This window comes from Anaerorhabdus sp. (genome assembly GCF_036641015.1).
Taxonomy (GTDB): domain Bacteria; phylum Bacillota_I; class Bacilli_A; order Erysipelotrichales; family Erysipelotrichaceae; genus Anaerorhabdus.
On record NZ_JAVWFO010000053.1, the window covers coordinates 1 to 12,991 of the forward strand.

Consider the following 12,991-nt stretch of genomic DNA (forward strand, 5'->3'; position numbering starts at 1 on the left):
AAAATACGGTAATATCAAAAGACTAAAAAATGAATAAAACTTAAAATCATCTTTGGTACTTCCTTTTAATAACTGATAAACTACAAAACCACCAAACTGAATAATGACCCCCATTCCTACTGCACTCATTGTTTGAGTTTCATACCACCCAACTGCACTAAACAATAAACCAATTATGCAGATTATGGTTCCCAACATAAATCCGTACTTCTTAGATTGATTTGATACATCATCATTCTTATCTCGCATAACACCCTCTTTAAGCATGTAATCCATAGAAACATCAAATAGTTTACAAATTTCCAATATATTCTCCATTTCAGGATATGAATCACTTACTTCCCATTTAGATATCGCTTGTCTTGATACACCTAATTTCTGTGCTAATTCTTCTTGTGAATAACCTTTTTCTTTTCTAAGTTGTAATAACTTTTCATTAAATTTCATATAATACCTACCCTTCAAAGAAATTGTATATAAACTTACAATATCATTCTACCATTCATACCTTGCAATCCCGCAACAATTCGTTGCTATTGTATATTTTTGAATATTTTAGAAATTAATAGTATTTTGTGCCATTGTTTGTTAGAATTGAATTAATAAATTACCAGAAATAATTCGATATAAATGTCCAAAGCTCTACCTCATTAAAAAGGAGTGATTTTTTGTGAATCTAGAAGAATTAGCTTTACACCTAACAAACGAGTTAAAGATTAAGTATTTTGATGAACGAGATTTTTTATCATTGAAAAATTATTTTGCTGACAATTTCTCGTTGATAGGGACTGGAAAAAATGAATTTAGTGTTAGTAAAGAGGCTGCAGCTGAAGCAATAATCGAGCAAATTAAAGAGTATAGTGGAAAATTTGTCATTGAAAATTCTAACTTCTTTTTTACAAAATTATCTGATACATCTGGTTTAGTTTATGGTTATTTAAAAGCTATTCCAGAAGATCCTGAATTTGCCGAAGAAGATGTTCGACTTACTCTTTGTTTTGAAGGATATCCAGATTTGAAATTAAGCCACATTCATTTTTCACATCCTGATTATACCCAACTCGAAGGTAAGTACTATATATCAAGTAAGTTAAGAAAAGATACAGATTCTTTGCGTACTGATTTAGATGCATATATCCGCCAGCTTGAAAATTTAACTACTAAAGTTCCTGGTGGTGCTCACCAATGCTTGAATGATGATTACCTTACATTTGCATCACTTAGTGATAGTTTCTTAAATATGTTTGGTTTTACAAAACAAGAAATAATAGAGAAATTTAATAATCAATACATTAATATGATTTATCCTGAAGATCGTCAATATGTATTAGATACTGTCAAAAATCATGGAGCTGGTGATCCAAACATTGATTTTGAATATCGTGTTTTAAATCATGAGAATAAACCAATATGGATTTTAGATAAATGTAGTGTATTACCTTATGGTGATGATGATGTATGTTTTTATTGCATCCTTATTGAAATAGAAAGCCGAAAGAAACAACAAGAAGAGTTACGATTGTTGCTTGAACGTTATCAAGTAGTCGCAAACCAAATTACTGATATCGTATTTGAATGGGATCTTGTAAAAGATGAATTAGTATTCTCAACAAATTGGTCCGAGAAATTCGGTTACGACCCTATTCCTATAAGCTTACTTCGTGATAACACAATCCCAGAAAATATTCACTTAGATGATGTAGATGCATTTATGCAACTAATCAAAAATATCAATGAAGGATCTCCACACATCGATACAGAAATAAGAATACGAAATAAATACAACAAATATATTTGGGTACGCATTCGCTTTACTCTTTTATATGATCAAAATAAGACACCTATTCGTGCTATTGGTATACTTATAGATATTGATGATGAAAAAAAGCAAAAAGAAAATTTAATGGACCAAGCTCAAAAAGATGCATTAACAGGTCTATTCAATAAAGCCGCAATCAATCGTTTAGTTTCGGAAGCTATGGAACATGATGGTTGCGATGGAATTCAAGCACTGTTTATTATTGATGTCGATAATTTTAAACAAGTAAATGATACTTATGGACATTTAGTTGGTGACCGTTTAATATCAGATGTTGCCATGGCACTTAAAAGTAAAACTCGTGCTACTGATTTAATTGGTCGAGTTGGAGGAGATGAATTCTTAATTTATTTCTCCCATATCGCTTCAGTTGATGGGATAAAGAAAAGAGCACAAGTCTTAATTAATAGTATGCATGATATTTCACTTAATGCTTCTGATGAAGCTTTAACCGTAAGTATTGGTATTGCTATATTTAATCGTAACACTGTTGATTATTTATCTTTATACCAACACGCTGACGAAGCACTTTACGATCAAAAATCTAAAGGTCGAGATGGCTATACAATTTATCAACAAGACAGTAATACAAAACAAATCAAAACAGCATCCGGTACTCCAATTGTTTCCGATGACTTATTGATTGGTAGTCAAAGACTATCACAATATGCATTAAATACTCTACATGCAAGTACAAATTTAGAATCAGACATCCAAAGAATGCTTGAAATAATAGCTAAATATTACGATGTATCACGTGCATACATATTTGAAAATGATGAAAATAACACTAAAGGTATAATTACTTTCGAATGGGATATATTAAGAGAAGATCATGTATATAATGATGAATTTGAATACACTGACTCTCTAGCAAACTATGAGGATTATTTCGATGAGAATAGAATACTATATTTCCCAAATGTCGACACAGCTGATCATCCATTAACAGAACCACTAGTTCAACGAAATATCAAATCAATGCTTCAATACATTATCATTGATGATGGTAAATTCTCTGGAGGAGTTGGATTTGAAGATTGTCGTGAAACTAAATCATTTACCGATGAGGAAATAAAATCATTCAGGCTTACATCAAGTGTTTTAGCTATATTCTTACTTCAATTACGATTAAAACAAAGACTTAAAAAGTGCATTTCACAATAAATGCACTTTTTACTTAAATAAATTTAATATTTCTCATGTAGTTTTATCTAAGCTTATTTGATAGAATAGACTTAGATGACAATCATGGTTTTTCTTACGTTGCCTATCATAATAAGAGGGAGATAGTTTTATGGGTATTGAACAACGTGCTTTAAACTTTGTAAATGATTTAAAAAACACATATTACGCTGATCGAGATTTAGATAATTTATTAAAGTGTTTTGATAATGATATATCTTGGATAGGTACTGGCAAGGATGAATACAGTTATAATCTAGATGAAGCTAAACAAGCTTTAAAAAACGAAATCAATGAATACAATGGATTTTTTACTGTAACCGAAACAAACTTACAATGTATAAAATTAAGCAATACCATTTGTCTTGTATATGGACATTTAATCGCAATACCCGATGATTCTACTTTATCAGAAGAAAATGTTAGAGTTTCAATTATTATTCAAGAAGTAGAAGGTAAATTTAAACTTGTACATATGCACTTCTCTCACCCTGATGCAAATCAGGAATTAGGAAAATTCTTCATATCAAAATTAGCTAATCTAAAAGGAGAAGCTGTTCGCATAGAATTAGACTCAAGAATTCGTGAATTAGAAAACTTTTCATCACAAGTACCAGGCGGAGCACATCAATGCTTAAATGATGAGTTCTTTACATTTAAAACGTACAACGATGGATTTCTTTCAATAACTGGTTACAGCAAAGAAGAACTAACCACCTTGTTTGATAATAAATTTATTAATATGATACATCCAGATGATCGTGCTCGTATTTTAAAAGAATCAAAAGAACAACTCAAGAATAGTAATGATATCGAGATAGAATATCGTATTATTCAAAAATCAGGTAAACCTATTTGGATACTAGACAAAGGAAGATTAACTAAGAATGAAAATGAAAATTCATTTTATTGTATTTTAATTGAAATAAGTGATCGTAAGAAATCTGAAGAGATGTTACGACTAACACTTGAAAAATATGAAGTTATCTCTAATCAAACAACTGACGTTCTTTTTGAATGGGATTTGATTGAAGACGATATTACATTCTCTAACAATTTCTTTCTTAAATTTGGTTATGAACCTATTTGTGAAAACATTTCTAAAAATTTCCCAATAACCGCAAATGTTCATCCAGAAGATGCAAAATATTTCATGAAAGCAATGACTGATATTAAAAGTGGAAAACTAAGTATTGAAGAAGAGTTTAGAATTAGAAATAATAACGATAGTTTTATTTGGTGCAAAATACGATCAACTACCCAATTTGATGAGGATAAAAATCCAATCAAGGCAATTGGATTAATCGTTGATATTGATGAAGAAAAAAGACAAAGACAACGACTTATTGATCAAGCTCAAAGAGATTCTCTTACAGGTTTATACAACAAAGTAGCTATTAATTCACTTATTCAAGAGAATATTGAACACAATCATACTAGCGGTTTACAAGCATTATTGATTATTGACATTGATAACTTTAAACATGTTAATGACACATTCGGTCATCTTTGTGGTGATAAATTATTATCAGATGTATCTACAGTCCTTAGATCCAAAGTTCGTTCAACTGATTTAGTTGGTCGCATTGGTGGTGATGAATTTATTGTATACTTCCCAAATGTCGATACAATTGAAACCGTGGAAGATAAAACACAGTATCTACTTGAGAACTTATCAACCTTAAAACCCACTGATGATACTTCAAATATTACTTGTAGTATTGGTATATCAATTTATGAACGAGGGACAATAGATTATTACACATTATTTAACCATGCTGATGAAGCACTATACCAAAGAAAAGAAAACGGTAGAAACGGTTATACTATTTATACTAAAGATGATCATACATATGCATCCAAATCAGCAATTGGAGCGGATATTATTTCAGAAAAATCCATTATTCCTGATAATCAACGTTTATCACAATACGCAATGAACATTTTACTTGCAAGCAAAGACTTAGAGAATGATTTACAAAGGATATTAGAGATTATTGGACAGTACTATGATGTAAGTCGTGTTTATATCCACGAAGCTAACGAAGAAGGAAATGATTCTCATATTACATATGAATGGGCAGCAACTGGAACTCCTTTACTGTCATCACTTCATATGCCATTAGTACCTAATCAAATGGGTGATTTTTTAAACATGTTTAACTCCGAAGGAATTTTATATTGTCCTGATATTATTTATACTAATCCCTTCTTTCAACAACGGCTCGATGCATTAAGTGTTAAATCTTTATTGCAATATGCAATTTATGATGAAGATCGTTTTGTTGGTTGTATTGGATTTGATGAATGTAGAAAGTGTCGCTATTTAACTAATGAAGAACAAATGTCCTTCCGCTTAACAGCTACTGTTTTATCACAATTCCTAATTAAATTACGGTTAAAACAACAAATAAAAAAATTAAAAGATGCTAGCATTCACTAGCACCTTCCATAACAAGAATTCTTAAGAGTTCTTGTTTTTATTTTTCATCAACCCAAATTGGAGAACTCCAAGCAAGATGATCATCAATTTGTTCAACACGTACATAATATGTATCAGTTTCAGATCTGTTTGTGTCTTCAAACGTAAAGTCTAAAGCATTACCATCTACTGTTTTTTCTACAAATATTTCATTGTTTTTATAAACAATAACTGAGCGAATTTTATCTACTGCTAGTACACTAACTTCACCAAATACTGGAGTTGCTTTAGGTACTAATAATTCTTCTCCCATATGATGTTCATTAATCTTAAATGATAGTAATATTCTTGCACCAGATGTACCATATACAAAACGATTATACATTGCATTATAAACATTTTCACTTGATAAATTAGGAATGAATGCAGCCATAATGCCACCTTCAATACCATGTTCCATTTGATGAGAATCACTACCTGCAATAATACCTACACGTATGTTTCTTTCAAGTGCATCTTGTACACAACAACGTAATTTCTTTTTAATATTTTTAGTGAATCTTGATGTGTTTTCATACTTCTCAAAGTCTGCATGACGTGAGAATATTTCTACTAAGCGTTGTGCTTCATCATCTACATAATCCCAATCTGTTGCAGCTGATACAAGTCCCCAGTCAGCAGCAGGATGATGAGGAATACATTGTCCACCATCTTTTTTAATACTTTCAAACAATGTATACGGTGTATTTCCTTCAGGTTCTGTTGAACGATATAATCCGCCCTTACTTGAAGGATAATAAACATTCTTATGTCCAAAGTCATGATTGTATTCATTACTTGTCCACTCATAAGCTAATAATACTGCAAAGTCTTCTTCACCATTAAATAAGTTACGAGTAGTTCGATTCCATTCCCATTCTGAATCCGTTGCAATATCTGGATAGTTATCATGATCTGTAAGCGCACAGAAATCCATCTTTGCGTCTTTCTTAGCATAGTGATAATATTGATCAATTTCACCTAATGCATCTGACAAATTACTTTGTCCATGAATATCACCAAAGTTAACAATTAAATCATTATATCCATTCTTATTCAACCAAGTTTTCACTACATCACTTGGATGAGCATCTAATTTCTTATCTGTTTCTATTGGTTGAATGAATTGATCAACTGTATTTTCAATTTCATGATCATAGAATTTACGTGCGTTTTCTAAGCTTACTTCGTTATAGATGATTTCAGCAAAACGGTGTTCATGTCCATTTCTATTACCAAATTGCCAAATATAATGTAATACGTTGTTATTATCTAACGCAATCTTTGGACGTACTGCACAACGACCATCATTAAATGTAATTACAATTGGATCTGACCATACATCATCTTCACGAACTTTAATAATTGCGTTGTATTTACCCCAAGTATAAGTGCATACAACAATACCAGCATCATTTACTGTTAAATCAATATTGTTATACCAGTTTCTATTTTCAACCAACATTGTAATTGTTGAACATACTACCTCACCATTTACTACCATAACATCGCGAACATTGTTGTTGAAATAACAGTTTGCACCATTTTCATACCATGCAACTGTTACTCGATCTGGTAGAGAAACCATTACTGGATGAGTACAATAAATATCATTGTCACTTAGTTTTATTTCTTCACCCCAAGTACCATTAATTTTTACGCGTACCATCACATCATAATTTTCACCATTATATCGATCATAAGCAACAAATAAATTTCCATTACCATCATGATCAAAACATGGGCGATAAGCTTTTTTAGATACATTAACAACTTCTTTACTAACTTCAAAACCTAAAGTAGCGATTACAACATTTGAGTAACCTATACCTTGATTGTTATAGACAACAACTGGATTTTCTCCATCATCTTTCATAGATGGATAGAATAAAGCTTCCGCAGTTTCTATAATTTTAGTTTGTCCAAATGTTCCATCTTTAAAATCACGTATACATAAATGCCATTCTTCATCATAGAATTCTGACCAAGCAACATAGATTACATCTTTAAATGTATGCATTGATGGTCTAAGCGCTAAACCTTTTCCAGATATAGTTACCTTACCTAGTACTTCGTTATCTTTGATTTGTGCAAAAATAATTTCTTCTTCATGATCCAAATATTTTTGCCATACAACATAAGTTTCATTGTTGTGATTAACTGTTACATCTGGATACTGTGCTGATTCATTCCAAATATCGGTACAATGAATCGAATTGTTTTTAAAATGTTCCATTGAATTTTCCTCACTCATCTTCATATTTTCCTACACCCGCAGGTGGTTGAATATTTTTAACGCCTATTGTTAATACAATTAATGTAACAATGTATGGAATCATTTGAACTAATTGTGATGGTATTCCATAACCTTGTGCATATATTTGAATTGCATCACATAAACCAAACAAGCCACCACATAGTAATACCCCTAAAGGGTTATATCTAGATAGAATTGCTATAGCTACTGCAATATATCCTCTACTTGCTGACATGTCTCTAACAAATAAATTTAAGTTATCAATTGATAAATATGCTCCAGCCATACCTGCAAGTGCTCCACACAATATAACTCCAATGTATTTCATTTTCTTTACAGGTATCCCAACACTACTTGCTGCTTTAGGATTTTCTCCCACCATTCTAAGTTGTAATCCAAATGGTGTTTTAAATAATATAACCCAGCTAAGTAATGCCAAAATAACCGTGAATATTAATACTACTGATTGTTTAGCAAATATATCACCGATTACTGGAATATCTTTCAAAAACGTTAATCTTTGTTGAATACTTGGAACAGATGCTGAACTTCCTTTATTACCCCAAATAATTTGCATTAATAAAGTTGTTGTTGCTGTTGCAAGTAAGTTTAATCCAATACCACTAATAACTTGATTTACTTTGTATTTAATACTCAGTACGCCATGACATAACCCAAAGAACATACCTCCTAAAATACCACAAGCAAATCCAACCCAAGCATTGCCCGAGAAATATGCTCCAACTACAGCAGTAAATGCACCTGTTAGAATCATACTCTCCAAACCTAACGCCATAATTCCTGCACGTACCGAGAATACGCCACCTAGTGCCGCAAGAATTAAAGGAATTGACATAAATAACATTGAACTTAATATTCCAGGAATTGAATTTACAAAGTCCATTTTATTTACCTCCTTTTGCTTTACGGTTTAAACCGATAATACCTTTAATAAGCAATGGTGCTGAAACAAAGATAACAACTAACGCTTGAATAACACTTACAAATTCTGTTGGAATCTTGCTCGACATATTTAAATACATTGAACCTGTTTTCAATGCCCCAAAGATTATTCCCGCAAGTATTATTCCTAATGGCGAATCTGACGCTAATGCTGCAACCGATATCCCACTAAAACCATATCCTGGTGAAAATCCACTAATAAATCTTTTACCAACACTCATAACATGAGTAGCACCTGCAAGACCTGCAAGACATCCACTCAAGCTCATACCTAACATCATAATCTTCTTAACATTAATACCCGCTGTTTCTGCTGCTGCTTTATTAAGTCCAACCACCCTAATCTCATAACCAAAACGTGTTTTATCTAAAATAAATTTAATTATTATTGCCGCTACCATCGCAATCACGATTGCACATGTAATTTGGTAACCGCTAAACATTTTAGGCAACAATGTTTGTGTTTGCATTAGGTTTGTTTGCGCTACTGCACCTTCAGATTTTAATGGATAGTTAACCAAGTAATCACAGAAATTTATAATAATAAAATTTGTCATTGTTGTTGTAATTACTTCATTAGACCCAAACTTAACTTTTAAAAATCCTATAAATGCACCAGCCACCGCACCAGCTAATACCCCCGCGATAATTGTTACTAATAAATGTACAAATCCAGGTAATCCAAGTGGTGTCATACCTACAACTGCACTAACTAACGCACCACAATATAATTGTCCTTCAACACCCAGGTTAATCATTGTAGCTTTCTTAGAAATCATAAATGCTAACCCTGTTAAAATAAGTGGTGTTGCTTGTATTAATGTATTTGATATTGCCTTTAAACTTCCAAATGATCCTTCAAAAATAATTGAGTATGCACTAAATGGATTATATCCACAAAGAAACATAATCAATCCACTTACTATTACCGCAAGAACGAAAGATACAAGTGAAATAACAACTGAGCTAGAATTTAATGCCTTAAGCAATTTTTCATTACTCATTACTTGCACCATCCTTTCCCCCTGTCATATATAATCCTAATTGAAGTTCATCAACTTCATTCGCATTATGTAGACAAATTATTTTTCCATCGTAGATAACTGCAATACGATCTGACAAACTTCTTACTTCATCTAAATCTGCTGATATTAATAAGATAGATTTACCTTCATCTCTTAATTTTAATAATTGTTGATGTATATATTCAGTTGCACCAACATCAACTCCACGAGTTGGTTGCGCTACAATTAATACATCCGGATTTTGTTCAAATACTCTTGCAATAACAACCTTTTGTTGATTACCACCAGATAATGATCCAACTAACTCATTTTTAGATGGAGTTTTAATCATGTACTCTTTAATCGCTTTATTAGAGAAATCAGAAATATTTTTCTTCTTCATTAATCCGTTTTTCATAAACTCTTCTTTATCGTGATAACCCAAAATTAAATTATCTTCGATAGGTAAATCTACTACTAAACCTCTTAAATGACGATCTTCAGGAATATGTCCTATTTTATTTTTAATGAATTTATTTGGATTTCCAAATATTTCTTGTCCACCTTTATAAAAGTTTCCACTTGTTGGCTTCTTTAATCCTGTAAGTACCTCAATTAATTCTGTTTGTCCATTACCTTCAATACCTGCAATTCCTAAAATCTCACCTTTACAAATATTTAAATTTATATCTTTAAGTACTTTAATTCCTTTTTCTTCTAAAGATACATTTTTAACTTCAAAATAAGTATCCCCTTTGTTTGTATTATTGCGACGCATATTTAACTCTACGTCTCTTCCTACCATTAGATTTGCTAAATCATGTACGGTAACATTTTCTAATGATAAATTTGATTGAACCATCTTACCATCTCTTAATACTGAAATTGTATCTGCAATCGCAAGTGTTTCTTTTAATTTATGAGTAATAATTACAATTGATTTGTTATCTTCCTTTAACTTACGCATAATAACAAATAATTCTTCTACTTCTTGAGGAGTAAGTACTGCTGTAGGTTCATCTAAGATTAGAATATTTGCACCACGATAGATTGCTTTTAAAATTTCTACTCTTTGTTGTTCTCCAACAGATAAATCTTCTACTTTAGTTTCACCATTAATATTAAAATTAAATTTATCAATTAAGTTTTGTACTTCTTCTTTAGCTTTTTTACTGTCTATAAAGAAACGACTCTTAGGTTCATTATTAACAATAATATTTTCAATTACTGTCATTACTGGTGAGAGCATAAAGTGTTGATGCACCATTCCAATACCTAAATCTATCGCATCTTTTGGACTCTTAATTTTTACTTCTTTTCCATCTATTAGAATTTTTCCTTCATCCATTGGAGTCATCCCATAGAGGACCTTCATTAGCGTCGACTTCCCTGCTCCATTTTCCCCTAGCAACGAGTGTATATCTCCTTGCTTTAAAGAAAAGGAAACATGATCAACAGCTGTTACATGCGGGTATTGTTTTAAAATACCAATCATTTCTACACTGTTCATTGTTTCCTCCTAATTTATATTATTTTATTTGCTATATTGGTTAGCTTCAACCCAAGCATCTAATTCTTCTGCAGTTTCACAAATTACTAATTCACCGCTTTGAATTTTAGCTTTGATTTCTTCAATTGCTGCTGCAATGTCTTCATTTGGAACAACATTAGATAATTCATTTGAGTATCCAACTGCATCTTCTTTAAGTCCGCTTACTTTTAGACCTTCTTGCCAGTTTCCTTCAACAAAGTTTTTAACTTCGTTATAAACCATTTCATTTACATTTCTAATTGATGTTGCTGCAATATAATCTGGTTCAATAGCATTTTGATTTCCACCAACTCCAAATGCATAACGATTTGCTTCTTTAGCTGCTGTAAATACACCTAAACCTGATGCACCTGCAATGTGTTGAATAAAGTCAGCACCTTGGTTGTACATTGACATTGCAATTTCTTTACCTTTATTAGCATCGTTAAAGTTTCCAACAACTGCTTCTAAAATTTTAGCATCTGCATTAACATAACGAACACCTGCTTCAAATCCTACAACACCTTTTCTTAAGTTAGGATTGTCCATACCTAAGATTACACCTAATACATTGTCTTCATTAGCTTTTTCCATATCTGATAATGTTGCTAACCCTGCATATACACCACATAGGAATGTTTGTTCTTGCCATTTTGTTGATACTGCTGATACATTTGCAATATCTAATGATGAATCAATAATTGAGAATTTTTGTTCTGGATAATCTGCCGCAACTGTTTTTAATGCATCTTCTTGGTCAGCTGCTAAACCAATAATTAAATCATATTCACCAGTATCTGCAAATTGACGGTAACCAGCTTCAAAATCACTTGCTGATGTTGGTTCGATATAATCGAATGTAATACCGAAATCTGCTTCTGCTTGTTTTAAACCATCATAAGACATATCATTGAAGTTTTTATCTCCAAGACCGCCTGTTGATAGCACGATTGCTACCTTAATATCACTTGTTTCTGGGTCTGTTGTCTTCCCATCTTCCGTTGGTGTTTCTGCTGGTTTACTACAACCAAATAATGTTCCAGCTAATAATAAAGCTAGAGCCACCTTTAACATTTTTTTCATTTCCTTTTCCTCCTCGAACTACGTTCAATCATGATATACCATGAAAGCCGTTACAAAAAAAGTGACAATTGTCACCTTTCATTTAATTGCTTAATTTTTTTTATGATCCGATTTCTTTGACTTGGATTTATAACCAAACGATGTCCTTTTTTAGTTAAATATCCACCCTCTTCTAGTCGGTTTAAAACACGATACACAGTTCGTTTAGAACACCCAATATATTCTGCAATATCGTTTCTTTTAACTACGATTTCAACCGTCTTTGTTGATCCATCAACTTTCTCAGCTAATTCAAGAATATAGTTAATTACTTTTTCTTCAGATTTGTTATTTGGATATTGTGTACGATTAATTGCTTGATTGTAAAACTGATTTGCCCAATACTTAATTAAATAAGTTTTAAAGTCACTACATTCTTCTAACATTTTTAAATAAACTTCTTTGCTTAAGCGAAATCAAACACATTTTTTATGAGCTCGACATGTACAACAATATCGATTATTTCCAGAAAATATTTCCATCAATCCAACAAAGTTTGCATTATAGTCTTGGCAATATGTATACAATGCATCCTTTGAGTTAATATGCATTACATCAATAGCTCCTTCAGTAAAAATATAACCATATTTAACCTCACTATTTATTTCAATTACATGATCTCCTATATCAAAAGAAACCGGAATAAAAG

The 12,991-nt window shown here is 31.7% G+C and carries 10 protein-coding genes; 2 read left to right on the forward strand and 8 right to left on the reverse strand.

All coding sequences use genetic code 11. From position 1 onward, the window contains the following. A partial coding sequence (locus RR430_RS07715) for a helix-turn-helix transcriptional regulator (RefSeq protein WP_332508866.1) occupies positions 1-447 on the reverse strand: 447 nt, incomplete at its 3' end. 223 nt (positions 448-670) lie between these two features. On the opposite strand from RR430_RS07715, the gene RR430_RS07720 reads away from it, so the two are divergent. Both RR430_RS07720 and RR430_RS07725 read left to right on the forward strand, forming a co-directional pair. Beyond that, positions 671-2,986, forward strand: a complete 2,316-nt coding sequence (locus RR430_RS07720; protein WP_332488008.1) for a diguanylate cyclase domain-containing protein — start codon at positions 671-673, stop codon at positions 2,984-2,986. 130 nt (positions 2,987-3,116) lie between these two features. Continuing rightward, a complete protein-coding gene (locus RR430_RS07725; RefSeq protein ID WP_332488010.1) occupies positions 3,117-5,447 on the forward strand; it encodes a diguanylate cyclase in 2,331 nt (776 codons plus the stop codon). A 37-nt stretch (positions 5,448-5,484) separates the two neighbouring features. Here RR430_RS07725 and RR430_RS07730 read toward each other — a convergent pair whose 3' ends face one another. The 7 genes from RR430_RS07730 to RR430_RS07760 form a co-directional block, all read right to left on the reverse strand. Continuing rightward, the gene (locus RR430_RS07730) at positions 5,485-7,725 is read right to left on the reverse strand and encodes a CehA/McbA family metallohydrolase (protein WP_332488011.1); all 2,241 of its coding nucleotides are present in this window, start codon (positions 7,723-7,725) and stop codon (positions 5,485-5,487) included. Further along, positions 7,712-8,626: an ABC transporter permease gene (locus tag RR430_RS07735; RefSeq protein ID WP_332488013.1), complete on the reverse strand. Its 915-nt coding sequence runs from the start codon at positions 8,624-8,626 to the stop codon at positions 7,712-7,714. The genes RR430_RS07730 and RR430_RS07735 overlap by 14 nt, the downstream gene beginning before the upstream one ends. A 1-nt stretch (position 8,627) precedes the next feature. Next, on the reverse strand, positions 8,628-9,701 hold the full coding sequence (locus RR430_RS07740; protein ID WP_332488014.1) for an ABC transporter permease: 1,074 nt from the start codon (positions 9,699-9,701) through the stop codon (positions 8,628-8,630). Next, the gene (locus RR430_RS07745; RefSeq protein ID WP_332508868.1) at positions 9,682-11,199 is read right to left on the reverse strand and encodes an ABC transporter ATP-binding protein; all 1,518 of its coding nucleotides are present in this window, start codon (positions 11,197-11,199) and stop codon (positions 9,682-9,684) included. The genes RR430_RS07740 and RR430_RS07745 overlap by 20 nt, the downstream gene beginning before the upstream one ends. A 24-nt stretch (positions 11,200-11,223) precedes the next feature. After that, positions 11,224-12,303: a BMP family lipoprotein gene (locus RR430_RS07750; RefSeq protein WP_332508870.1), complete on the reverse strand. Its 1,080-nt coding sequence runs from the start codon at positions 12,301-12,303 to the stop codon at positions 11,224-11,226. 71 nt (positions 12,304-12,374) lie between these two features. Beyond that, positions 12,375-12,728, reverse strand: coding sequence for a Crp/Fnr family transcriptional regulator (locus RR430_RS07755; protein WP_332488020.1), 354 nt, complete (start codon positions 12,726-12,728; stop codon positions 12,375-12,377). A gap of 30 nt (positions 12,729-12,758) precedes the next feature. Beyond that, positions 12,759-12,991, reverse strand: a 233-nt coding sequence (locus tag RR430_RS07760) for a hypothetical protein (RefSeq protein ID WP_332508872.1), incomplete at its 5' end; no start/stop codon positions are given.